General features: G+C 66.1%; 17 protein-coding genes. 13 read left to right on the top strand and 4 right to left on the bottom strand.

Annotated elements, in window-relative coordinates; genetic code table 11:
- Window positions 1-61 precede the first annotated feature (61 nt).
- Window positions 62-2,161 (top strand): excinuclease ABC subunit UvrB, encoded by a 2,100-nt coding sequence (gene uvrB, locus ACV095_RS10580; RefSeq protein ID WP_018771997.1) that lies wholly within the window; start codon window positions 62-64, stop codon window positions 2,159-2,161.
- A 96-nt stretch (window positions 2,162-2,257) separates the two neighbouring features.
- Here the strand turns inward: uvrB and ACV095_RS10575 are convergent, their stop codons facing one another.
- Complete coding sequence (locus ACV095_RS10575; protein ID WP_478221789.1) at window positions 2,258-3,583, bottom strand: ABC transporter substrate-binding protein; 1,326 nt, start codon at window positions 3,581-3,583, stop codon at window positions 2,258-2,260.
- 337 nt (window positions 3,584-3,920) lie between these two features.
- Between ACV095_RS10575 and ACV095_RS10570 the strand changes: the two genes are divergently transcribed.
- Together ACV095_RS10570 and ACV095_RS10565 are read left to right on the top strand one after the other, a co-directional pair.
- Window positions 3,921-4,949 (top strand): TerC family protein, encoded by a 1,029-nt coding sequence (locus tag ACV095_RS10570; RefSeq protein WP_018771995.1) that lies wholly within the window; start codon window positions 3,921-3,923, stop codon window positions 4,947-4,949.
- A 128-nt stretch (window positions 4,950-5,077) separates the two neighbouring features.
- Entirely contained in the window at window positions 5,078-6,484 is a 1,407-nt protein-coding gene (locus tag ACV095_RS10565; RefSeq protein ID WP_018771994.1) for an MFS transporter, read from the top strand.
- Here ACV095_RS10565 and ACV095_RS10560 read toward each other — a convergent pair.
- The 3 genes from ACV095_RS10560 to ACV095_RS10550 all read right to left on the bottom strand — a co-directional run bounded on the left by ACV095_RS10560 (window position 6,470) and on the right by ACV095_RS10550 (window position 10,939).
- The gene (locus ACV095_RS10560) at window positions 6,470-7,765 is read right to left on the bottom strand and encodes an alpha/beta fold hydrolase (RefSeq protein ID WP_478223442.1); all 1,296 of its coding nucleotides are present in this window, start codon (window positions 7,763-7,765) and stop codon (window positions 6,470-6,472) included. The genes ACV095_RS10565 and ACV095_RS10560 overlap by 15 nt on opposite strands.
- 64 nt (window positions 7,766-7,829) lie before the next feature.
- Entirely contained in the window at window positions 7,830-8,345 is a 516-nt protein-coding gene (locus tag ACV095_RS10555) for a GNAT family N-acetyltransferase (protein WP_018771992.1), read from the bottom strand.
- 50 nt (window positions 8,346-8,395) lie between these two features.
- Complete coding sequence (locus tag ACV095_RS10550) at window positions 8,396-10,939, bottom strand: DEAD/DEAH box helicase (RefSeq protein WP_478223402.1); 2,544 nt, start codon at window positions 10,937-10,939, stop codon at window positions 8,396-8,398.
- A 97-nt stretch (window positions 10,940-11,036) separates the two neighbouring features.
- On the opposite strand from ACV095_RS10550, the gene ACV095_RS10545 reads away from it, so the two are divergent.
- From ACV095_RS10545 to ACV095_RS10500, 10 genes are all read left to right on the top strand, one after another.
- Complete coding sequence (locus ACV095_RS10545; protein ID WP_478223401.1) at window positions 11,037-11,816, top strand: trans-aconitate 2-methyltransferase; 780 nt, start codon at window positions 11,037-11,039, stop codon at window positions 11,814-11,816.
- 140 nt (window positions 11,817-11,956) lie between these two features.
- The gene (locus ACV095_RS10540) at window positions 11,957-13,777 is read left to right on the top strand and encodes an ABC transporter ATP-binding protein (protein ID WP_478223400.1); all 1,821 of its coding nucleotides are present in this window, start codon (window positions 11,957-11,959) and stop codon (window positions 13,775-13,777) included.
- A complete protein-coding gene (locus tag ACV095_RS10535; protein WP_056390226.1) occupies window positions 13,774-15,585 on the top strand; it encodes an ABC transporter ATP-binding protein in 1,812 nt (603 codons plus the stop codon). Before ACV095_RS10540 ends, ACV095_RS10535 begins: the two co-directional genes overlap by 4 nt.
- Window positions 15,582-15,962 carry a GntR family transcriptional regulator gene (locus ACV095_RS10530; RefSeq protein WP_478223399.1) on the top strand — a complete coding sequence of 127 codons (381 nt, stop codon included), beginning with the start codon at window positions 15,582-15,584 and terminating at the stop codon, window positions 15,960-15,962. The genes ACV095_RS10535 and ACV095_RS10530 overlap by 4 nt, the downstream gene beginning before the upstream one ends.
- A 47-nt stretch (window positions 15,963-16,009) precedes the next feature.
- A complete protein-coding gene (gene uvrA / locus ACV095_RS10525) occupies window positions 16,010-18,934 on the top strand; it encodes an excinuclease ABC subunit UvrA (protein WP_478223398.1) in 2,925 nt (974 codons plus the stop codon).
- Between the two features lie 79 nt (window positions 18,935-19,013).
- Window positions 19,014-19,730 (top strand): HAD hydrolase-like protein, encoded by a 717-nt coding sequence (locus ACV095_RS10520; RefSeq protein WP_478223397.1) that lies wholly within the window; start codon window positions 19,014-19,016, stop codon window positions 19,728-19,730.
- Window positions 19,717-20,385, top strand: coding sequence for a lysophospholipid acyltransferase family protein (locus tag ACV095_RS10515; RefSeq protein WP_026266192.1), 669 nt, complete (start codon window positions 19,717-19,719; stop codon window positions 20,383-20,385). Before ACV095_RS10520 ends, ACV095_RS10515 begins: the two co-directional genes overlap by 14 nt.
- Before the next feature lie 86 nt (window positions 20,386-20,471).
- Window positions 20,472-22,472: an excinuclease ABC subunit UvrC gene (gene uvrC / locus ACV095_RS10510; protein ID WP_478223396.1), complete on the top strand. Its 2,001-nt coding sequence runs from the start codon at window positions 20,472-20,474 to the stop codon at window positions 22,470-22,472.
- A gap of 86 nt (window positions 22,473-22,558) precedes the next feature.
- Complete coding sequence (rapZ, locus tag ACV095_RS10505; RefSeq protein ID WP_018771982.1) at window positions 22,559-23,482, top strand: RNase adapter RapZ; 924 nt, start codon at window positions 22,559-22,561, stop codon at window positions 23,480-23,482.
- Complete coding sequence (locus tag ACV095_RS10500; RefSeq protein ID WP_018771981.1) at window positions 23,482-24,501, top strand: gluconeogenesis factor YvcK family protein; 1,020 nt, start codon at window positions 23,482-23,484, stop codon at window positions 24,499-24,501. Before rapZ ends, ACV095_RS10500 begins: the two co-directional genes overlap by 1 nt.
- The last annotated feature ends 6 nt before the right edge of the window (window positions 24,502-24,507 follow it).

Here is a 24,507-nt window from a genome sequence, read left to right as displayed (position 1 = left end):
GGCTGTTCGCCTGTAACGGACGGGACCGCCCAGTGTCGGTGCCCGGTTGTAGATTAGATCCATGAGCCTTGCGCAGGAGATCAACCGTGTTGTAGCGCCCTTTGAGGTCATCAGCGAATTCAAGCCCGCGGGCGACCAGCCGGCGGCCATCGCGGAGCTGACGGAGCGGATCAACAACGGCGAGAAGGACGTGGTGCTGCTCGGTGCCACGGGTACCGGTAAGAGCGCCACCACTGCCTGGCTCATCGAACAGGTGCAGCGCCCCACCCTGGTAATGGTGCAGAACAAGACCCTCGCCGCCCAGCTGGCCAACGAGTTCCGCGAACTCCTGCCCAATAACGCGGTGGAATACTTCGTTTCCTATTACGACTACTACCAGCCCGAAGCCTACGTCCCGCAGACGGACACGTTCATCGAAAAGGACTCCTCCATCAATGAGGAAGTCGAACGGCTGCGCCACTCCGCCACCAATGCCCTCCTGACCCGCCGTGACGTCATCGTGGTGGCCACCGTGTCCTGCATCTACGGCCTGGGAACGCCGGAGGAATACATCGCAGGGATGGTCACGCTGCGCAGGGGCCAGGAGATGAACCGGGATGCCCTGCTGCGCAAGTTCGTGTCCATGCAGTATGCCCGGAACGACATGGACTTCCACCGCGGCACGTTCCGGGTACGGGGCGACACGGTCGAGATCATCCCCATGTACGAGGAACTGGCGCTGCGGATCGAGTTCTTCGGGGATGAAGTGGAAAACATCTACACCCTCCATCCGGTGACGGGCGATGTCATCCGGGAGGAGACGGAGATGTACGTCTTCCCCGCGTCGCACTACGTGGCCGGGCCGGAGCGGATGAGCCGCGCCATCAAGACCATCGAGGCCGAGCTCGCGGAGCGGCTGGCGGTCCTGGAGGGCCAGAACAAGCTGGTGGAGGCACAGCGCCTCCGCATGCGGACCACCTACGACCTCGAAATGATGCAGCAGATGGGCTTCTGCAACGGCATCGAGAACTACTCGCGGCACATCGACGGCCGCCCCGGCGGATCTGCGCCGCACTGCCTGCTGGACTACTTCCCGGACGACTTCCTGCTGGTGGTGGATGAATCCCACGTGACCATCCCGCAGATCGGTGCCATGTACGAAGGCGACATGTCCCGGAAGCGGACCCTGGTGGACCACGGCTTCCGGCTGCCCTCCGCCATGGACAACCGGCCCCTCAAGTGGGATGAGTTCCTGGAACGGATCGGCCAGACCGTCTACCTTTCCGCCACCCCCGGCAAGTACGAACTTGGCAAGGCCGACGGCTTCGTCCAGCAGATCATCCGCCCCACCGGGCTGATCGACCCCGAAGTGATCGTCAAACCAACCAAGGGCCAGATCGATGACCTGCTGGGCGAGATCCGCACCCGGGTGGAGAAGGATGAGCGGGTCCTGGTCACTACGCTTACCAAGCGCATGGCCGAAGACCTGACGGACTACCTCCTGGGGCACGGCATCAGGGTGGAGTACCTCCACTCCGACGTTGACACGCTGCGGCGCGTTGAACTCCTGCGGGAGCTGCGCCTCGGCAGCTTCGACGTCCTGGTGGGCATCAACCTGCTCCGTGAAGGACTGGACCTGCCGGAGGTCTCCCTGGTAAGTATCCTGGACGCAGACAAGGAAGGCTTCCTGCGCTCCTCAACGTCGCTCATCCAGACCATAGGCCGTGCCGCCCGCAACGTGTCGGGCCAGGTGCACATGTACGCGGACCGGATCACTGACTCCATGGCCAACGCCATCGACGAAACCAACCGGCGGCGCGCCATCCAGGTGGCCTACAACAAGGAACACGGCGTTGACCCGCAACCGCTGCGCAAGAAGATCGCGGACATCACGGACCAGCTGGCCCGCGAGGACGCCGACACCCAGGAACTGTTGAACAACAACCGGCTGGCCAAGGGTGCCAAGCGCAGCAAGTCGGGCGCCAAGGGCGCAGCGCAGGTGCGTGCGGACGGGCTGGCCGCTGCACCGGCCGAGGACCTGGTGGGCCTGATCGAGCAGCTGACGGAACAGATGCACGGCGCTGCGGCTGAACTGCAGTTCGAGGTGGCGGCCCGCATCCGCGACGAAGTCAGCGACCTGAAGAAGGAGCTGCGGCAGATGCAGGCGGCCGGCCACGCCTAGGCGCTGCTTTCCAGGCAGCCGCAGCCATGACCGGAAACGGCGGGCACCCACCCCGGGTGCCCGCCGTCGCGCTTTCTCTGCTGTGGTGCTGTTGCCTTACTTCCTGGCGGAGTCGATCATTCCCTTTGCTTCCTGCATCAGGCCCTTCGCTGCATCTGAAGGGGATTTCCGGTCGAACAGGACATCAGTGCTGTACGGCTGGATAAGCGCCTGCACGCCGGAGGAACCGGTGGGAGGTACCGGCGGACCGCTCTTCAGGTCCGGCTTGATGTCCTTCAGGAACGCGGCAGCGGCCTTGTCCGCAGGGGTCAGCAGCGGGTCGATCGCCGTCTGGACCTCGGAGTTGGTGGGGAAGCCGCGTTCAGTCAGGATGGTCTTGGCCGCATCCAGGTTGTTGAGCATGTAGTTGACCACTTCTGCGGCTTCCTTGGGGTGCTTGCTGCGCGAGGAAACTGACCAGAACATGGACGGCTTGTAGGACATGCCGTTGTCCTTGGCGCTGCCGGTGGAGCTGGGTGCCCGCAGGATCTTCACCTCGGTCTTCAGTGCGGACTGGAGCGCATTCACCTGGTTGGTCCACCACCACGACATGGCCGTCTTGCCGGTGGCGAACAGGGTTTGTTCCACGGGGGCGCTGATGTCCTCGGTGGCAATGTTGGCCGGTGGGGCGGCGCCCTTGTTACGCAGGTTCAACACGTTCTGGAAGAAGGACGCTGCCGTGCCCTCGTCAAAGCCGAGGCCGCCATCCGCCGAGTACAGCGACTCGCCGTGCTGCATGGCCCAGGTGTTCAGGTCGGAGTCGGTCAGGGAGTAGGAGCTGCCGTAGTTGGTCTGGCCGGCCTTGCCCGCAGCCGCCGCGATCTGGGCGGCGGTCCGGGCGTAGTCGTCCCAGGTCCAGGTTTTGTCATCCGGGATGGGAACCCCGTAGTCCTGGAACATCTTGGTGTTGATCATCACGGCCTTGGCGTTCTGCCCGGTGCTCAGGCCGTACTGCTTGCCGCTCACCTGGCCGGACTTCAGGGCGTCCTGGTCAATCTTGGACGTGTCGACGTTGCCCTGCTTGGACAGGTCCAGCAGCGCGCCCCGGCCGCCGTACTCGGCGATGTATGCCTGGTCCATCTGGATCACGTCCGGTGAATCGTTGGCGGCCGTGGTGGTGGCCAGCTTGTCCCAGTAACTGCTCCACACCCCGGGCTCAGCCTTGACGGTGATGTTGGGATGCGAAGCCTGGAATGCATCGATCACCTGCTGCGTCTGCTTGTTCCGCAGGTCGTTGCCCCACCAGGTGAAGCGGATGGTGACGTTTCCGCCGTCGCCCGACGATGAAGAGGGGGAGGACGAACAGCCGCTGGCCAGCATGGCCAGCGCGGCGGCGGTGGCAAGGGCCTTGGCCACCACGCCAGTGCGATGAGGAGTCTTCATTGACCAACCTTGATTTTCTGGGAATGACGCCGGGACGCCGGGTCGAAGCGAGAAACCGCTTTCCCGCCTGGACGTGATTATTGCAAGCGTGCCGGCGGCCGTCAACGGTTTGGGGGAAAACGTTATCCAGCGACGTGCGCCCGCGTCCCGGGGCGCGCCGGTCAGCCCCCTGGGGTACAGTTAATGGCACGTAGGGGAGTATCCCAAGCGCTACGATCGTCAACACGCAGGGCACAGTTGCCCTGCCGGGCGTAGCGGGCCGCCGCATCAGCACCAAGTGCACAGGCAGGCCGGAGAGACTTACACCATTTTTGTGTACCCTGCGAAAGGCTTCCCTGTGCTTGATTTGCCTGTTTGGTTCGAGGTCGGCTCATTTGTCGTCCTTGGCCTGATTCTCCTGATCGATCTCCTCCTGGTGGTCCGGCGGCCGCACGAGCCGTCCATGAAGGAAGCCGGTCTGTGGGTAGCCTTCTATGTCAGCCTCGCCCTGGCCTTTGCCGGTGCCATGTTCGCTTTCACGGGTGCCGAGTTCGGCAGCCAGTTCGTGGCCGGCTGGGTCACCGAATACAGCCTCAGCATCGACAACCTGTTCGTGTTCATCATCATCATGGCCAGGTTCTCCGTGCCCCGGAAGTACCAGCAGGAAGTGCTGATGGTGGGCATCATCATCGCGCTGGTCCTGCGAGGCATCTTCATCATGCTGGGCGCCATCGTCATCGAACAGTTCAGCTGGGTGTTCTACATCTTTGGCGCATTCCTGCTGTGGACGGCCTGGAAGCAGGCCCAGGACGAGGGCGAAGAGGAAGAAGACCGGGAAAACCCGCTGATTGCCAGGATCCGCAAGGTCATCCCCATGTCCGAGAAGTTCGACGGGGGCAAGCTGCGGACCACGGTGAACGGCAAGAAGGTGTTCACCCCCATGGTGATCGTCTTCATCACCATCGGCCTCACGGACCTGCTGTTCGCGGTTGACTCCATTCCCGCCATCTTCGGCCTGACCCAGAGCCCTTTCATTGTCTTCACGGCCAACCTTTTCGCCCTCATGGGACTGCGGCAGCTGTACTTCCTGCTCGGTGGCCTGATGAACCGGCTCATCTACCTGAAGCACGCACTGTCCTTCATCCTCGCGTTCATCGGCGTCAAGCTGGTCCTGCACGCCATGCACGTGAACGAGCTGCCCTTCATCAACGGTGGACACCACATCGAATGGGCGCCGGAGATTCCCACGTTCGTCTCCCTTGCCGTCATTGTGGGCACCATCATCATCGCCGTGGTCGCCAGCCTGGTCAGCTCCAAGGCGCAGGCTGCCAAGATGGATCCCCGGCTTGAGGAAGACGTCCGCAGGAGCCACAGCGACGTCGACTAGGCGCCCCCGCCCGCTCAAATCCGCCGGATCCCGGCCGCACGCGCGGCCGGGATCCGGCATTTAACCCTTCCTGAGGCAGCGGGCAAAAACCCCTGTGGCGTGCGCCGCGCCGGGACTATGCTCTGAACATGGCCCGCACACTTGTGATGGAGCAGGACGTGCGCCACGTGCAGCGGCGCACTGTTGTGCTCTTGAGCGTGGCCCAGGTATTCAGTGGACTTGGGACGGGATCAACCGTCTCCATAGGCTCAATCCTGGCCGTGGAACTCTCCGGTTCCAGCGCCTGGGCGGGTGCCGTTGCCACGGTGATGACCCTCGGGGCCGCGGCCGCGGCACTGCCGCTGGCATCGCTGGCGGAACGGCGCGGACGCCGGGCCGGGCAGGTGGCCGGTCTCTCGGCCGCTTTGGCAGGCGCCGTGCTGATGGTGCTGGCCGTTGTCTCCGGCCTCTTCGTCCTGCTGCTGCTTGGATCGGCAGGCATAGGGGTGGGCACGGCCGCGAGCCTGCAGGCAAGGTTTGCCGCCGTCGATCTCGCTCCTGCCGAACACCGCGGGCGGGCGCTGTCCACCGTGGTCTGGGCCGTGACTGTCGGCGCCGTTGCCGGACCCAACCTGATCCAGCCGGGCACAGCCGTGGGGGCAGCATTGGGCCTGCCTCCGGTTGCTGGTCCTTTTGTGATTTCCGGGGCCGGGCTCCTCATTGCCACTGTAATCCTGTTCGCAGGCCTTCGCCCCGACCCCTTGCTGCTGGCACGCCAACGTGCGGCCGCCGGCCCTGGTGGAGCCGTTCCGCCGTCGGCGGCAGCGCGAACCGGGGTCGCTGCCGCCGCCCCCTCGCAAGCCCCTCCCATGGACGCCCCACCCACTGTCTCCGCGGCCGCCGCAGCTGCCTCCCCGGGTTCGCTCAGCCGGGGGCTTCGTGCCATCCGTGGATCGCGGACAGCACTGCTGGCGGTGACGGGCGTCGTGGCAGCCCACGCGGTGATGGTCGGCGTGATGTCGATGACGCCGCTGCACCTCCAGCACCTCGTGGAGGGACCCGGTCCGCACGCCGGGCACGTTGCCGAGGGGGACGTGCTGGTCATCATAGGCTTCACCATCTCACTTCACATCGCCGGGATGTTTGCGCTCTCCCCGGTCATGGGCTGGTTGACCGACAGGGCGGGCAGGATGGAGACCATCATGATCGGCTTCACGCTGCTGATCGCGGCGGTGGCCGTTGCCGGGTTCGGCCAGTCCTCAACCGCCGCGGTGGCCACCGGGCTGGTCCTGCTGGGCATGGGCTGGTCTGCGGCCACGATTTCCGGCTCCACGCTCCTGGCGGAAAGCGTGGGGCAGGAAGCCCGGGTGGCGGTCCAGGGTGTCTCCGACATGCTGATGGGGGCCGCGGGGGCTCTGGGCGGCGCGGTGTCGGGACTTGTCCTGGGTGTTGCCGGCTACCTGGGCCTGAACCTTCTGGGCGGGACCATCGGGGCGGCCGTCCTGGCCGCAGCGGTGGCCACGCGCCTGTCACACCGCCGGTCAGCGGCCGCCTGACCGCACCATGCCCAGCAAGCGGGCAAAAATCCGCTCACCGTCGTCGGCGATTCCGTCGTGATGGAAGTCCGCCGTCTCCCAGACCTGCAGCCCGCGCACCGCAGCGGCGGTCCGCAGCGAAAGCTCCCGGTCCACGTAGATGTCGTCCGAGTAGACTGCCGCAGCCACGGGAACAGTATTGCGGGCCAGTACCCGCGCGTCGTACAGCGGCTTCCAGTCCTGTTTGCCGGCCAGCAGTTCCGCCACTTCCCGCAGGGGCCGGAGGGCAGGGTCCTGCTCGAAGTACCACGGATACACCATCTCCCCGGTGAGCAGCAGCGGGTCGGCATCCGGCCGGAACCAGGGGTTTTCGCCGAGCATCCGCCACGCTGACCAATCGGTGGCCTGGCCCTGGCCATAGATGGATTCGTGCATCAGCGCGTACAGCGGGTTGGACCGGCGGGAGATGACGCCTTGGAGCTGCTCCAGGAACGCGTCGGACAGGCGCGGTCCGGCCGCCGTGTCCACAAAGGCGTCCTCGAGCAGGTAGTGGAGGCTGTCCACGCGCGTGTTGCCGCCCAGGAACGCCCCCGCCATCTGGAACCGCTCCACGGTGAGGGGCCCGCCGTCGGGCAGGAATTCCGGCGTGGAGCGCAGGTGGCGGGCAATCCGCTCCACAACGTTCCTGTCCTCGGGATACCAGCGGAAGTACTCGTCGTTGCGGGCCGCCACCCGCTGGTACGTGGCCCGGTACACGTCGTCCGCGGAACCGGTGAGCGGGGCAAGGCCGCCCGTGACCATCACCTCGCGCAGACCTTCGGGCGCGAAGGACAGGTATGTAAGCGCGCAGAAGCCGCCGTAGCTCTGGCCGTAAATCGTCCAGGGCGGTGATTCCAGGGCGTGGCGGATCAACTCCGCGTCCGCCACGATCGAGTCCGCCCTGAAGTGCTCCAGGTAGGCCGCCTGCTCCGCCGCGCTTCCGCGGCCGGGCAGGGTGTTCCGGTCAATGGGCGAGGAGAGGCCCGTGCCGCGCTGGTCAAGCATCAGGATGCGGAAGTCCTGCGCCGCGGCTTTGCTCCAGCCACCCAGGGAACCCCACCTGTTGCCGCGGCCGCCCGGGCCGCCCTGCAGGAAGAGGAGCCAGGGCAGCCGCGCGGCGGCTTCTTCGCTGTGCGCGGCAGACACGTACTCCCGGGCGAAAACCGTGATGGTTTCGCCGCGAGGCTGGCCGCCGGCCAGGGCATGGTCCTCCGAAGCAAAATGGTCCAGCGGGACTGTGAAGTAGTGCTCCACCGTGCGCATGCCACGGAATTCATGCCGGGCCCTGATGTCATGCCCGACGGCGGTCGCCTGGACCCGGCGCGCGTCAGCCACGGGCAGAAGCGGGAAGGGAGTCGCGGGACGTGGCCCGGCCGAACCGGTCCAGTGATTCGCCGGTCAGCCTGAAGGTGGACCAGCCGTCCATGGGGCGCGCACCCAGGCGGCGGTAAAAGTTGATGGAGGGCTCGTTCCAGTCCAACACGCTCCATTCCACCCGTGCGTAGCCATTCTCGACCGCGATCGCCGCAAGGTGCTGCAGCAGCGCCTTGCCGTGGCCTTCGCCCCGGGCTTCCGGGCTGACGTAAAGGTCCTCCAGGTAGATCCCGTGAACGCCCTCCCAGGTGGAGTAGTTCAGGAACCACAGCGCGAAGCCCTGCACCTCGCCCGCCGCGTTTTCGGCCATGGCCGCGAATACGCGGGGGTTGTCGCCGAAGAGCACCTGTTCCAGGCGCTCGGGCGTGTTCCGGACGGCGTCGGGTTCCTTCTCGTAATGGGCCAGTTCATGGATCATTCGGAGGATGGCGGGCACGTCGTGGCGGGTTGCGGGGCGGATTGCACTCATTCTCCGAGCTTACCGCCGGCGCCGGGACGGCTGCCCCGGCCAGGTCGGTGTCAGAGCCGGTTAACCTCCGTCACCTTGACCACCGCTGTCCCGGTGGCATCCGAGCCCGCAAGATCCACCTCGGCGGAGATCCCCCAGTCGTGGTTGCCCGCCGGGTCATCGAAGATCTGGCGCACCTTCCACGTTCCGGGTTCCTCGGTGATCATGAGCAGGCCCGGACCGCGGGCGTCGGGCCCGGTCCCGATGTCATCGTGTTCGTCGAAGTAGTCGTCCAGCGCGTCTTCCCAGCGTTCGGCACCCCACCCGGAACCGCCGTCGAGCTCGCCCAACGCCGTGGCGTCCTCGTCAGCGAACAGTTCCACCCGCCGGAACATCTCGTTGCGCACCATCACCCGGAAGGCGCGGATGTTGGAGGTGAGCGACGGCGGCGGGGGAGGCGGCGCGTCATGCGGCGTCGGCGCCGCCCCGGAGGCCAGCTCCTCCCATTCGTCCAGGAGGCTGGAGTCCACCTGCCGCACCAGCTCACCCAGCCAGGCGATCAGGTCTTCCAGGTCCTCGCGAAGCATGTCCTGCGGAACAGTCTGGCGCAACGCCTTGAAGGCATCGGCAAGGTACCGCAGCACGATTCCTTCGGACCGGGCCAGGCCGTAGAACTGGACGAATTCGCCAAAGTTCATCGCCCGCTGGTACATGTCGCGCACTACCGACTTGGGTGCAAGCTCAAAGTCGCCCACCCACGGCGCGGCCTTCCGGTAGACCTCGAACGCCTCGCCCAGGATCTCCGCGAGCGGTTGGGGGTAGGTGACCTCGTCCAGCATGGCCATCCGCTGGTCGTAGTCGATGCCCTCAGCCTTCATGGCGGCCACCGCTTCGCCGCGCGCCTTCTTCTGCTGCGCCGACAGTATCTGCCGCGGTTTCTCCAGGGTCGCCTCGATCACGGACACCACGTCCAGGGCGTACGACGGCGACTCCGGGTCAAGGAGCTCCAGTGCGGCAAGCGCAAAGGGGGAGAGCGGCTGGTTCAGCGCGAAGTTCGGCTGCAGATGGACGGTCAGCCGGACGGAACGGCCATCGGGGCCTTGCTCCTCCGGCGGGATGCGTTCGATCACTTCGGCGGCCAGCAGTTCCCGGTAAATGCCCAGGGCCTTCTTCATCAGCCGCAGCTGGGAAGCGCGCGGCTCGTGGTTTTCGGTGAGCAGCCGCCGGGCCGCCGCGAACGGGTCGCCGGGCCGCTCCATCAGGTTCATCAACATGGCGTGCGTTACCGTGAAGCTGGACGTCAGCGGGTCCGGTACCGATTCCACCAACCGCTTGAACGTGGGCTCACCCCAGGAGACGAAGCCCTCGGGCGGCTTTTTCTTCACCACCTGGCGCAGCTTCTTCTGGTCATCGCCGAACTTGGCGGTGGCCTTGGCCATCGCCTTGACGTTCTCAGTCACGTGCTCGGGTGCCTGCACCACCACTGTCCCGGCGGTGTCGTAGCCCGCACGGCCTGCCCTGCCCGCAATCTGGTGGAACTCACGCGGGTTGAGCAGCCGGGTGCGGACGCCGTCGTACTTGCTCAAAGCCGTGAGCAGCACCGTCCGGATGGGGACGTTGATGCCCACGCCCAGGGTGTCCGTGCCGCAAATGACCTTCAGCAGCCCCGCCTGCGCCAGCTGCTCCACCAGCCGCCGGTACTTGGGCAGCATTCCGGCGTGGTGCACACCGATCCCATGGCGGACCAGGCGGTTCAGCGTCTTCCCAAAGCCCGCGGCAAACCGGAAGTTGGCGATCAGCTCCGCGATTTTGTCCTTTTCCTCCCGGGTGCACACGTTGATGCTCATCAGGTTCTGGGCACGGTCGATCGCTTCGAGCTGGCTGAAGTGCACCACATAGACGGGCACCTGCCGGGTGGACAACAACTCCTCCAGCGTCTCGTGGACGGGTGTCTGGTGGTAGTAGTAGTGCAGCGGAATGGGCCGTTCGGCGGAACTGACGGTGGTGGTCGCACGTCCGGTCAGCGCCGTGAGCCCCTCCTCGAACCGGGTGACATCGCCCAGGGTGGCGGACATCAGCAGGAACTGGGCCTGCGGAAGCTCCAGGAGGGGGACCTGCCAGGCCCAGCCGCGCTGCGGGTCGGAGTAGAAGTGGAACTCGTCCATGATCACCGCACCGAGTTCGGCTGCGGCGCCTTCCCGGAGCGCGATGTTGGCCAGGATCTCGGCGGTGCAGCAGATGATGGGAGCATCCTGGTTCACCCCGGAGTCGCCGGTGATCATGCCCACGTTCTCTGCTCCGAAGATGTCGCAGAGCGCGAAGAATTTCTCGGACACCAGGGCTTTGATCGGTGCCGTGTAATAGCTTCGGCGGCCCTGGGCCATGGCCTGGAAGTGCGCCGCAATGGCCACCAGGGACTTCCCTGAGCCGGTGGGCGTGGCCAGGATGACGTTCGCCCCGGTTGCCTGCTCCATGATGGCCTCGTCCTGTGCCGGGTACAGCGACAGGCCCCGGCTTTCCGTCCACTCCACGAACCGGGTGTAAAGGGCGTCGGGGTCGACGGCGGCGGATGGGGCGGGGGCGGGCAGATCGATCAGCTGGTCAACGAGTTTCATTGACTTCAACCTTAGTGCCACGTTGCGGCCGGATCCGGAGTCCCTGGCGGGTTAGGCTACGCCTTGCCCGTGTGCGCGTCAGAAGCTGGAGAGATTCATGAAGTGGGACCCCGCCAAGTATGTCCAGTTCGGCGACTACCGGAACCGGCCGTTCTTCGATCTCACGGCCCGGATCCATGCCGACCGGCCCAAGCGCGTGGTTGACCTGGGCTGCGGGCCAGGGAACCTGACGGCAACCCTGGCTGACCGCTGGCCGGGCGCCCGGGTCCTGGGCCTGGATTCCTCCGCGGACATGCTGGCAAAGGCGTCGGCACTGGCGGAGGAGAAGCCCTCCCTTCGCTTTGAGCAGGCCGGCATCGAGGGCTGGATGCCCAGTCCGGAGACGGACGTTGTGGTCAGCAACGCCGCCCTGCAGTGGGTTCCGGGCCACCAGGACATGATGCGCAAGTGGCTGGAAGTGCTCCGGCCGGGGGCCTGGTTCGCCCTGCAGGTACCCGGCAATTTCAACGCCCCCTCGCACTCCCTGATGCGGAACCTCGCGGGGTCGGACCGCTGGGCTGCAAAGCTGGACGGTGTGCTGCGGGGCGGGGAGGCAGTGGGGGAGCCGGAGGAATACCTGCGGATCCTGCTCGACGCCGGCTGCGCGGCGGATGCGTGGGAAACCACCTACCTGCAGGTCCTGCCGGGGCCGGACCCCGTGCTGGAATGGGTCCGGGGCACGGCACTGCGGCCTGTGATGGCCGCCCTGGGCGAGGAGGACGCCAGGAGTTTCGAGACCGAGTACGCGGCCTCTTTGCGGGACGCCTACCCCCGCGGGGTCCACGGCACCGTTTTGCCTTTCCGCCGCATCTTCGCAGTGGGCCGCAAGGCCGGCTAACCGGTACCCGGCCAACGGGTTTTCCACGCCCGTCACAGGCTGTGACAGCAGTGAAAAGTGATCTGGCTTACAATGGCGACTGTGGTTTAGGGGTCAAGCCGCTGGCCCCCTCTTCGGCCCATGCATTTACAGGGGGTATTTTGCTGGTCGGACTCGTGAAGCGGCAGCTTGCCGGTCAATACGCGTATGTATGGGCGATCGTTTTCCTTCAGCTGATCCAGGCGGCGGCAAACCTGCTGCTGCCCACCGTGAACGCCGCCATTATCGATGACGGGATTGTCGCAGGGGAGCCGGGGGTGGTCTCGCGCCTTGGCGTGCTCATGGCCGTCATTGCCGTGGTGCAGGCAGCGTCCGCCATTGCTGCCGGCTACCTCGGGGCGGTGGTGGCCATGAGGATCGGGCACCGCCTGCGGGCCGAGGTTTTCACCCGGATCCAGTCCCTGTCCTCCCAGGACGTGGCCCTGTTCGGAACACAGAGCCTGACCATCCGCGCCACCAACGATGTCCAGCAGATCCAGGCCTTCGCGGTGCTTGTCTTCACCATGCTCTTTGCCGGGCCCGCCATGGGCGTAGGCGGCATCGTCCTGGCCGTGCAGCAGGATGTTGCGCTGTCCCTGGTGGTGATCGTCATCGTGCCCCTGCTCCTGCTGATCATGTACCTGATTGTCAGGCGGCTGATTCCGCTCTACCGTGAGGGCCAGGACCTGCTGGACCGGTCCGGCGGGATTCTTCGCGAGCAGATCATCGGGGTGGATGTCATCCGCGCCTTTGTCCGCCAGGGCCATGAGGTCCGGCGGTTTGCGGAAACCAACGCCGGCCTCACCGCCAACAACCTGCAGTCCGCGCTCCTGGTGGCGGGGATGCTGCCCATCATCATGCTGGTGGTCAATACCAGCTCGGTTGCGGTGGTGTGGTTCGGCGGGCACCGGATCCAGGCAGGCCAGATGAACCTTGGGGCGCTCACGGCGTTCATCGCCTACATCATGCAGATACTGCTGGCGATCATGATGTCCATGTACGTGCTCATGACGGCGCCGCGGGCGGCAGTCTGCGCGGAACGCATCCAGGCGGTCCTTGACACCGAGCCGTCCGTCGGCGATCCGGGCAATCACACTGCGGCCAGTGACCGAGCGGCCAACGACAGGGCAGCCAGTGACAAGGCAGCCAGTGACAAGGCAGCCGCGCTTCCACCGCCCGGCGCCGTGCTGCCGGGGCGGCAGGCAACGCTGGCGTTCCAGGATGTCGCCTTCTCTTATCCGGGAGCAGAAGCGCCCGTGCTCGCGGACATCAGTTTCACGGCAGCTCCCGGTACCACCACAGCAATCGTGGGCTCCACCGGAAGCGGCAAGACCACGCTGCTGAACCTGATCCCGCGTTTCCTGGACCCCACCCACGGCCGCATCACCCTTGCCGGCCACGACATCCGCCACCTGCCCCTGGACCAACTCCGCGCTGCCATGGCTATCGTGCCCCAGCACTCCCACCTTTTTACGGGAACCATCGCAGACAACCTGCGGATGGCGGACCCCGACGCCACGGACCAGGAACTGTGGGCTGTCCTGGAGGCTGCCCAGACCATGCGTTTCATGCGCGACCTCCCGCTTGGACTTGCCACCCCCGTCGGCCAGGGCGGCGCCAGCCTGTCGGGCGGCCAGCGGCAAAGGCTCTGCATCGCCAGGGCCCTCCTGCGCAAAGCGCCCCTCTACCTCTTTGACGACAGCTTCTCCGCGCTGGACTATGACACCGACACCAGGCTGCGGCGCGCACTTGACCAGGCGCTCGCCGCCGCAACGGTCATCATCGTGGCCGAGCGCATTTCCGCGGTCGAAGACGCGGATCTCATCCTGGTGCTCGACGACGGCCGGCTGGTTGCGCAGGGAACGCACAGGGAGCTGCTGGAAACGTCCGCCACCTACCGGGAAATCGCAGAATCCCAGCTCGCGCTGGACGGCACGCTGTGACGGCGGTGGAGGAATCCGCGGAATCGGCGCACAGGTTCTGGCCGACCGCCCGCAGGCTCCTTGGCCTGCTGCGCCCGTTCCGGCTGCAGATGCTGGGGGCCGTGGCGGCAACGTGCGCCTTCGCAGGGGTCAACGTTGCCGCCCCCAAGTATCTGGGCGACGCCACGGACATGGTGGTGCAGGGCATCTTCCAGGGAAGCCTGGACCAGCGCCTCGGAGTCCTGCTGGCAGCCGTGGCCTTGATGTATGTTTTCGCTTCCCTCTTCAACTGGATCCAGGGCGCTCTGACGGCACGTGCGGTGCAGGGACTTATGTATGGCCTGCGAGCAGCGCTTGAGGACAAGCTGCACCGGCTCCCCTCCACGTATTTCCGGGAACGCTCCCGCGGGGATGTCCTGAGCCGGGCCACCAACGACATCGACAACATTGCCCAGGCCCTGAACCAGGTTCTGACCCAGCTCATCGTGTCCGTCCTGATGCTGTGCGGGTCGCTGGCCATGATGCTGTGGATCTCGCCGCTGCTCGCGGCCATTGCCATTGCCAGCGTCCCCGTTTCCACCTGGATCACCGTCCTGGTGGCCCGGCGGTCCCAGGAGCATTTCGCCAGGCAATGGAAGGAGACCGGCGAACTCAACGCGCACGTGGAGGAATTCATTAGCGGGCATGAAGTCATCAAGGCCTTTGGCCGGCAGGCGCAGGCCACGGAGGTCTTCAGCCGCAGCAACGGCCGCCTGGCCCGGGCGGCAGCCAAAGCCCAGTACTCAGCCGGTGTGGTCCAGCCGCTGATGGTGCTGATGTCCAACCTCAATTACATTGCTGTCGCAGTGGTGGGTGCGCTGCAGGTCATCGCAGGCGCCATGACCATCGGCGGCGTCCAGGCCTTCATCCAATTCAGCCGGCTGTTCACCCAGCCGGTGGGGCAAATCGGCGGCCTGCTCAACGTTATTCAGTCCTGCGCAGCCTCGGCGGCAAGGGTTTTCGTGCTCCTCGATGCCGGGGAAGACCTCCAGGAACCGGCCGGCGCAGCGGCCGGCGCTCCCGCCGCCGGCCGCATCGTCTTCCATGACGTCACCTTCAGCTATCCCGGTTCCGTTCCGGCGGTCAGCAACCTCACCTTCACGGTGGAACCGGGCCAGGCGGTGGCCATCGTGGGGCACACGGGCGCGGGCAAGAGCACCGTGGTGAACCTGCTGATGCGGTTCCTGGAACCTTCGTCCGGCAGGATCACCATGGGCGGAAGGGACATCGCGGAAATTCCCCGCGACCAGCTGCGGGGCAGGTTCGGCGTGGTGCTCCAGGATTCCTGGCTTTTTGCCGGGACCATCCGGGAAAACATCGCCTACGGGCTGCCAGGCGCTGCCGATGCGGCCATAGTTGCCGCCGCGGAGGCAACGCACGCGGACCGTTTCATCAGGTCCCTGCCGCGCGGCTACGACACAGTCCTGGAGAACGGCGGCGAGCAGCTCAGCCAGGGGCAGCGGCAGCTCATCACCATCGCCAGGGCGCAGCTCGCCGGGCGCAGTGTGCTGGTCCTGGATGAGGCCACAAGTTCGGTCGATTCCAGGACGGAGGTGCTCATCCGCCAGGCGATGCAGCGGCTGCGCCAGGGGCGGACCAGTTTCGTGATTGCCCACCGTTTGTCCACCATCCGGAACGCTGATCTAATTCTCGTCATGGACCATGGACGGATCGTCGAGCAGGGCACGCATGACAGCCTCCTTGCCGCCAACAGCTACTACGCCCGGCTGTACAACGCACAGTTCGCCGAACGCGACGGCCGTGCGGGCATCCTGGAGGGCGGCCTGTGAGCGCCGCAGGCGACTTCCCGGGGTCCTGGCGCCCCAACCCGGCCAGCAGCGTGGCGCTGTTCGAGCAACTCCGGCTTCAGGTCATCCATCTGGCGGACAGTGGCGCGTTGGCGCCGGGCACCAGGCTGCCTGCCGTGCGGGCCCTGGCGGAGAAGCTCGACGTCGCCCCGCACACCGTGGCCAGGGCGTACAAGGAACTGGAGGCCGCCGGGATCGTCACCACCCGTGGCCGGAACGGTACGGTGGTTGCCGCGCGTGACGAGCGCCTGGGCGGCCTGTCCGCCGCAGCCGCCGCATACGCCGCCGTCGCCAAATCCCAAGGGGCCAGCTTTGCCGAGGCCGTGAAAATCCTGGCGGCCGCCTACGATGTTTCCTGACGGCGGAACCGCGAGTGTTCGAAAAAGTTTTCGATTAGCATAATGGGGTGCCTAAAGCCGTAGCTGAAGAAACCCCTGCCCCCTCCACGTCCTTCGCGGTCCCTGCCGCCGCCGCCCCGCAGCGCCCGGACCTCTCCCGCCTTGTGGTGAAGGGCGCGCGGGAGCACAACCTGCGCAACGTGGACCTCGACCTGCCGCGCGACGCCATGATCGTCTTCACCGGCCTCTCAGGATCCGGCAAGTCCTCGCTGGCGTTCGACACAATCTTTGCCGAAGGCCAGCGCCGCTACGTCGAATCGCTGTCCGCCTACGCACGCCAGTTCCTGGGCCAGGTGGACAAGCCCGACGTCGATTTCATCGAAGGGCTCTCCCCGGCTGTCTCCATCGACCAGAAATCCACCAGCAAGAACCCGCGGTCCACTGTAGGAACCATCACCGAGATCTACGACTACATGCGCCTGCTGTGGGCGCGCGTCGGCAGGCCGCACTGCCCCGTCTGTGGTGAACCCGTGTCAAAGCAGACGCCGCAGCAGATTGTGGACCAGCTCCTCGAACTCGACGAGGGAACCCGCTTCCAGGTCCTGGCGCCGGTGGTGCGTGGCCGCAAGGGCGAGTTCGTGGACCTCTTCAAGGAACTCACCGCAAAGGGCTACTCCCGGGCGCGGGTGGACGGCAACCTCGTCCAGCTCAACGATCCCCCCAAGCTGGGCAAGCAGTTCAAGCACACCATCGAAGTGGTGGTTGACCGCCTGGTGGTCAAGGAAGGCATCAGCCAGCGGCTCACCGACTCCATCGAGACCGCGCTGGGACTGGCCGAGGGCCGGGTCCTGGCGGAGTTCGTCGACGTGGACGCGGACGCCCCCGAAAGGATCCGGGCGTTCTCCGAGAACCTCGCCTGCCCCAACGAGCACCCCCTGGCCATCGACGAAATCGAGCCGCGCTCCTTCTCGTTCAACAACCCCTTCGGCGCCTGCGCCGCCTGCAGCGGCATCGGCACGCGCCTCGAGGTTGACGAGGAACTCATTGTTCCCAACCCGGAACTCTCCCTGTCGGAGGGAGCCATCGCGCCCTGGTCACTGGGTACTGCCACCACGGAGTACTGGAACCGGCTCCTCGAGGGCCTGGCCAAGGAGGTTGGCTTCTCCATGACCACGCCGTGGGAGAAGCTGGGCAAGGACGTGCGCCAGACCATCCTGCACGGCAAGGACCACAAGGTGGTGGTGCAGTACCGCAACCGCTTTGGCCGCGAACGCAAGTACAGCACCGGGTTTGAAGGCGCCATCCAGTACGTCCACCGCAAGCACGGCGAGACCGATTCCGACTGGGCCCGCGACCGCTACGAGGAGTACATGCGGCAGGTTCCCTGCCCCGCCTGTAACGGCGCGCGGCTCAACCCGGCATCCCTGTCGGTGCTGATCAACGGCAAGTCCATCGCCGAGGTTGCCGCCCTGCCCATGCGGGACTGCGCGGATTTCCTCAACAACCTGGTGCTGACCGGGCGCGAGGCGCAGATCGCCCACCAGGTCCTCAAGGAGATCCAGGCCCGCCTGACCTTCCTGCTGGACGTGGGGCTGGAATACCTCAACCTGGAGCGCCCCTCGGCCACCCTGTCCGGCGGCGAAGCGCAGCGCATCCGGCTCGCCACCCAGATCGGCTCCGGCCTGGTGGGCGTCCTCTACGTCCTGGATGAACCCTCCATTGGGCTGCACCAGCGGGACAACCGCAGGCTCATCGAAACCCTCACCCGGCTCCGCGACATGGGAAACACCCTGATCGTCGTGGAGCACGACGAGGACACCATCCACGTGGCCGACTGGATCGTGGACATCGGACCCGGCGCGGGCGAGCATGGCGGCCAGGTGGTCCACTCGGGGACCTACAAGGAGTTGCTGGACAACAAGGAGTCCCTGACCGGCGACTACCTGTCCGGCCGCAAGGCCATCGAGGTGCCCCGGCAGCGGCGCAAGTACGACAAGAAGCGCGAGATCAAGGTATTGGGCGCACGGGAGAACAACCTCCTGAACGTCGACGCAGCCTTCCCGCTGGGTCTTTTCACCGCGGTGACGGGCGTGAGTGGTTCGGGCAAGTCCACCCTGGTCAATGAAATCCTCTACAAGGTGCTGGCCAACAAGCTCAACGGCGCCAAGCAGGTGGCCGGACGGCACAAGACGGTCCAGGGCCTGGAGCACCTCGACAAGGTGGTCCATGTAGACCAAAGCCCCATCGGCCGCACGCCGCGGTCCAACCCGGCCACGTACACCGGTGTCTTCGACAACATCCGCAAGCTCTTCGCCGAAACCACCGAGGCCAAGGTCCGCGGCTACCTGCCCGGCCGTTTCTCGTTCAACGTCAAAGGCGGCCGCTGCGAGGCCTGCTCCGGCGACGGCACGCTGAAGATCGAGATGAACTTCCTGCCTGACGTGTACGTCCCCTGCGAGGTGTGCCACGGTGCGCGCTACAACCGGGAGACCCTGGAGGTGCACTACAAGGGCAAGACCATCGCCGACGTCCTCAACATGCCCATCGAAGAGGGCGCCGAGTTCTTCGCGGCCTTCTCGCCCATCGCACGGCACCTGAACACCCTGGTGGACGTGGGACTCGGGTATGTCCGCCTCGGACAGCCTGCCACCACCCTCTCCGGCGGTGAAGCGCAACGCGTCAAGCTCGCGGCGGAGCTGCAGAAACGCTCCAACGGCCGCAGCATCTACGTCCTGGACGAGCCCACCACTGGCCTGCACTTCGAGGACATCCGCAAGCTGCTGATGGTCCTGCAGGGGCTGGTGGACAAGGGGAACACGGTGATCACCATCGAGCACAATCTGGACGTCATCAAGAGTGCCGACTGGCTGGTTGACCTCGGGCCCGACGGCGGTTCGGGCGGCGGCCAGATTGTCGCGGCCGGAACGCCGGAGCAGGTGGCCAAGTCCGGCACCAGCCACACCGGGAAGTTCCTGGCCGAGATACTCGGCTGACCGGAGGAAATTCCACGGAAATATTCCTCACGGGGAATGCGAGTTTCAGGCACTCCTGCTGTCATGAGAAACTAACCCGGTGACTTCAACAACAGTGCCCGTGATCTTTGACCTGGACGGCACTCTTGTCGACCCGGCAGGTGGCATAACCGAGGGGATTGCCGCGGCCCTCCGCGGACTGGGGCTCCCGGTTCCCGGCCAGGACCTGCTCAACGCGATGATCGGCCCCAAGCTGAGCGATTCCCTGCTCAACGTGGCAAAGGTACCGGCGGGCCGCCTGGAAGAGGTGGTCCGCCGGTACCGCGAACACTACGTGGCCACCGGAATCGCCCAAAGCCGGCTGTACCCGGGCATCCGCGGGATCCTTGAATCCTTCGCCGCAGCGGGCCGGCCTGTGGCAGTAGCCACCCAAAAGCCACAGCGTCTGGCGCATACGGTGCTGGCGCATCATGGCATCGACGGCCTCTTCCACGGAATCCACGGCTCCGGCGATGACGAAGCGGCAGTGGACGGTGTTCCCCTGGGCAAGACCCAGATCATCGCCGCCGCCCTGCGGGACCTGGACACGCAGCACGCCATTATGGTGGGGGACCGCGCCCAGGACGTGTCCGGGGCCATCGCCAACGGACTGGACTGCATCGGCGTCGCATGGGGGTTCGCTCCGGACGGGGAACTGGAGGAAGCCGGCTCCGTGGCTGTCGTCAGCACCGATGAGGAGCTGGTCGCGGTCATCGAGCGTCTGCAGGCCGTCCACGTCGCGGCAATGAGCGGGGTGAGCAACGATGGAAATGTTTGATGCCGTCCGCTGGACCACCCGCAACCTGATCTCCGGCACCTGCCGGCCCACCGTCGTCGGGCTGGACAATGTCCCCTCCGACGGCCCGTTTATCGTGGCTCCCAACCACCTGTCCTTCTTCGACAGCGTGATCGTCCAGGCATTGATGCCGCGGCCGGTCGCCTTCTTCGCCAAAGCCGAATACTTCACCACCGGCGGCGTCAAGGGCAAGGTCATGAAGGCGTTCTTCGAATCCGTGGGCTCCATTCCGGTGGAGCGCGGCGAACAGGCCGCAAGTGTCCAGGCGCTCAAGACACTGCTGGACATCCTGGAGTCAGGCCGCGGCATCGGCATCTACCCTGAGGGAACCCGTTCCCGGGACGGCATCCTCTACCGGGGACGCACCGGGGTCGGCTGGCTGGCGCTCACTACCGGGGCGCCGGTGATTCCCGTGGGACTGATCGGCACCGAGAAGCTGCAGCGCGCCGGCGAGAAGGGGGTCAGGCCGCAGCACTTCACCATGAAGGTGGGGGAGCCGCTGTACTTCGACAAGACCGGCCCGGACCACTCCCTGCCTGCCCGCCGCGAGGTCACGGACCGCATCATGGACGCCATCGCCGAACTCAGCGGCCAGGAACGTTCGGCCAGTTACAACCAGAGCAAGACCCCGGAATAGCCGGCAAGCCGGCCAGGGACAGCCGGAACGGACCCCGTCCTGGCCGGCTGGCAGGGAGACCCGGCGCGACTCAGTAGACTTGATAGGTGGCAAATCCAGCAAGTTACCGGCCCAAAACCGGTGAAATCCCCACCAACCCGGGCGTATACCGGTTCCGTGATCCGCACGGCCGGGTCATCTATGTGGGCAAGGCGAAAAGCCTGCGGTCCAGGCTGAACTCGTATTTCGCCAACCCGGCCGGACTGCTGCCCAAGACCTATGCCATGGTGCACGCGGCCAGCAGCGTCGAGTGGACGGTCGTTGGCAGCGAACTCGAGTCGCTGCAGCTGGAATACACCTGGATCAAGGAATTCAAGCCACGGTTCAATGTGGTGTTCCGGGACGACAAGACCTATCCCTACCTCGCCGTGACCATGAACGAAAAGTACCCCCGGGTACAGGTCATGCGGGGGGACAAGCGGAAGGGGACCCGCTACTTCGGCCCGTACACCGCCGGGGCCATCCGCGAGACCATGGACACCCTGCTCCGCGTCTTCCAGGTCCGGAGCTGCAGCGCCGGCGTCTTCAAGCGGGCGGAGGCCAGCGGGCGGCCGTGCCTGCTGGGATACATCGACAAGTGCTCCGCGCCCTGCGTGGGCCGGATCTCGCCGGAGGACCACAAGGCACTTGCCGAGGATTTCTGCGCCTTCATGGGAGGCGAGGCCAAGCGGTTCATCAACAAGCTGGAAAAGCAGATGGCCGACGCCGTGGCGAAGCTGGAGTATGAGCACGCCGCCCGGCTCCGCGACGACATCACGGCCCTGCGCAAGGTCTTCGAACGGAACGCCGTGGTGCTGTCCGAGGACACGGATGCAGACGTCTTCGCCCTGCATGAGGATGAGCTGGAAGCCGCCGTCCAGGTGTTCCACGTCCGCGGCGGCAGGATCCGCGGCCAGCGCGGCTGGGTGGTGGAAAAGGTGGAGGACTTCACCACTCCGGACCTGGTGGAGCACCTGCTCCAGCAGGTCTACGGCGAGGACGGCGACACCCATGGCCGGCTGCCGCGCGAAGTCCTGGTGCCCGTGGCGCCCAGCAACGCGGAGGACCTTGCCAAATGGCTGGGCGGCATCCGTGGCGCCAAGGTGGACATCCGGGTGCCGCAGCGCGGAGACAAGGCGGCGCTGATGTCCACCGTCCGCGAGAATGCCGAGCACGCGCTGAAGCTGCACAAGACGCGGCGCGCCGGGGACCTCACCGTCAGGTCCCAGGCCCTCCAGGAACTCCAGGAGGCACTGGACCTGCCCGTGCCCCTGCTCCGGATCGAATGCTTCGACGTCTCCCATGTCCAGGGCACCAACGTGGTGGCATCCATGGTGGTGGTGGAGGACGGGCTGCCCAAGAAGTCGGACTACCGCAAGTTCTCCATTACCGGCCCCGCGGCCGCCGATGACACGGCGGCCATGCATGATGTCCTGACCCGGCGGTTCCGCCACTACCTGCAGGACAAGTCCGCGCAGGTGGACGAATCCGTCCTGGCATCCGACGGCCTGGAACGGGACGTGGACGCCGCCGTGCTGGACACCACCACTCCTGCACCCAAGGCCAGGTTCGCCTACCCGCCCAACCTGGTGGTGGTGGACGGCGGGCAGCCACAGGTGAACGCAGCGGCCCGCGCCCTGAAGGACCTGGGCATCGACGACGTCTACGTGGTGGGCCTGGCCAAGCGGCTGGAGGAGGTGTGGCTTCCGGACAGCGACTTTCCCGTCATCCTGCCCCGAACCTCCCAGGGGTTGTACCTGCTCCAGCGGATCCGTGACGAGGCGCACCGCTTCGCCATCACCTTCCACCGGCAAAAGCGCGGCAAGGCCATGGCCGTGTCCGCGCTGGACGCTGTTCCGGGCCTGGGCGCCTCCAAGCGCAAGGCCCTGCTGGCCCACTTTGGATCGGTCAAGGGCGTGAAGGCCGCAACCGTGGAAGAGCTTTCGCAGGCAAAGGGGATTGGTCCGGCACTCGCCAGCGCCATCGTGAACCACTTCGCCGCTGACGGGCCCGAGGCCGTTGCCGTGCCCGCGATCAACATGACCACCGGCGAAATCATCGAGACTTAGCGGAGTTCCCGGAAATTTAGCTAGGGTAAAGGACGGGCAGTGCCATCACGGCTGCCGGTGGACAACGAGGAAACGGGGCAGGCTTCATGGCAGACACGACGGCGGGATCCGGAGCGGATCAGGACGGGCTGGAGCCCGTCAAACCGCTCGAAGCGGAACTGCTGGTGGTCACCGGAATGTCCGGCGCCGGGCGCAGCACCGCCGCGGACGCCCTGGAGGACCATGGCTGGTATGTCGTGGAGAACCTCCCGCCCCAGATGCTGGGCACGCTGGCGGAGCTTGTTTCGCACGCCCCGCAGTCCATCCCCCGGCTGGCAGTGGTGATCGACGTCCGCAGCAAGGGCCTTTTCGCGGACATCCGCGCAGCCCTGGGCGCACTCGCCGCGAGCGGTGTCACCTTCCGCGTCCTGTTCCTCGACGCCAGCGACAACGTCCTGGTCCGGCGGTTCGAACAGGGGCGGCGGCCCCATCCGCTGCAGGGCGGCGGACGCATCCTGGACGGCATCGCTGCCGAACGTGAGCTGCTGCAGGAACTGCGCGACAGCTCCGACGTCGTCCTCGACACCTCCAACTACAACGTCCACGGGCTGGCCACCGCCATCACCGAACTGTTCAGCGAAACCGGTCCGGTGGCGCTTCGGCTGAATGTCATGAGCTTTGGCTTCAAGTACGGCCTGCCGGTGGACGCCAACTATGTGGCCGATGTCAGGTTCATCCCCAACCCGCACTGGGTACCGCAGCTGCGCCCGCTGACGGGCCTGGACAAGGACGTCAGCGACTACGTGCTCGAGGCCGAAGGCGTCAAGAACTTCGTGGACCGGTATGTCCTGGCACTCGAACCCGTCCTGGAGGGCTACCGCAGGGAGAACAAGCACTACGCCACCATCGCCGTCGGCTGTACGGGCGGCAAGCACCGCTCCGTTGCGGTCGCCGTGGAACTTTCCAAGAAACTTGCGCAGTACCCCCGGGTCACGGTGACCACCGCGCACCGGGATCTGGGCCGCGAATAATGGCACTTTTCACCGGAGCACTGCCCCTGGTGCCGCCTGCCGCCGGCAAGGGCTCGGGCCAGCAGGACAAGGGCCCCAACGTGGTGGCCCTGGGCGGCGGCCACGGCCTTGCGGCCTCGCTGTCCGCGCTCCGCCTGCTCACCTCCGAACTCACTGCGGTGGTCACAGTGGCGGACGACGGCGGGTCGTCGGGGCGTCTGCGCGAGGAGTACGGTGTCCTTCCGCCGGGAGACCTCCGCATGGCGCTGTCTGCGCTCTGCGACGACACCGACTGGGGCCGTACCTGGCGCGATGTCATGCAGCACCGGTTCCGCGCCGCAAAGGGACCCGGCGGATCGCTGGACGAGCACGCCATGGGGAACCTGCTGATCGTCACGCTCTGGGAACTGCTGGGGGACACCGTCGCAGGGCTCAAATGGGCGGGTGCCCTGCTGGGCGCCCGCGGCCAGGTCCTGCCGATGTCCACCGTGCCACTCACCATTGAAGGTGATGTGCGCGTGACCGCACCTGACGGCTCAACCGCGCTGCAAACCATCCACGGCCAGGCCCGCTGTGCCGTGGCAGGCTCACTCGAGGAGGTCCGCCTCCTGCCGAAAGCGGCGCCGGCCTGCACGGACGCCCTGACGGCCATCGAACTGGCGGACTGGGTGGTCCTGGGTCCGGGCTCCTGGTACACGTCCGTCCTGCCGCACCTGCTCCTGCCGGAGATGCGCCAGGCCCTCTGCAGCACCCCCGCCAAACGCTGCCTGACCATGAACCTTGCCACGGACACCAAGGAAACCACGGGCATGACGGCGGCGGACCATCTCCACGTCCTGCGGCGCTACGCGCCGGAGTTCAGCGTGGACGTGGTCCTGGCCGATCCCACCTCCATACCGGACCGCCGGGAGTTCGAGAAGGCCGCCGGCATGATCGGCGCAGAGGTGGTCTTGGGTAAAGTAGGGGCGTCGGGACGCCGCCCTGTCCACGAGCCGCTGCGGCTGGCGACGGCGTACCAGGACATTTTTGGGAACAGTTAGGAAGGT

It is taken from the genome of Arthrobacter sp. JDC6, assembly GCF_056484025.1.
This window is presented reverse-complemented; position numbering and strand designations above follow the sequence as displayed.

Coding starts and splice junctions, on each gene's coding strand:
- ACV095_RS10575 (WP_478221789.1), bottom strand. CDS start 3,583: ATGAAGACTCCTCATCGCACTGGCGTGGTGGCCAAGGCCCTTGCCACC.
- ACV095_RS10560 (WP_478223442.1), bottom strand. CDS start 7,765: ATGCGCACGGTGGAGCACTACTTCACAGTCCCGCTGGACCATTTTGCT.
- ACV095_RS10550 (WP_478223402.1), bottom strand. CDS start 10,939: ATGAAACTCGTTGACCAGCTGATCGATCTGCCCGCCCCCGCCCCATCC.
- ACV095_RS10555 (WP_018771992.1), bottom strand. CDS start 8,345: ATGAGTGCAATCCGCCCCGCAACCCGCCACGACGTGCCCGCCATCCTC.
- ACV095_RS10500 (WP_018771981.1), top strand. CDS start 23,482: ATGGCACTTTTCACCGGAGCACTGCCCCTGGTGCCGCCTGCCGCCGGC.
- rapZ (WP_018771982.1), top strand. CDS start 22,559: ATGGCAGACACGACGGCGGGATCCGGAGCGGATCAGGACGGGCTGGAG.
- uvrB (WP_018771997.1), top strand. CDS start 62: ATGAGCCTTGCGCAGGAGATCAACCGTGTTGTAGCGCCCTTTGAGGTC.
- ACV095_RS10545 (WP_478223401.1), top strand. CDS start 11,037: ATGAAGTGGGACCCCGCCAAGTATGTCCAGTTCGGCGACTACCGGAAC.
- ACV095_RS10565 (WP_018771994.1), top strand. CDS start 5,078: ATGGCCCGCACACTTGTGATGGAGCAGGACGTGCGCCACGTGCAGCGG.
- ACV095_RS10515 (WP_026266192.1), top strand. CDS start 19,717: ATGGAAATGTTTGATGCCGTCCGCTGGACCACCCGCAACCTGATCTCC.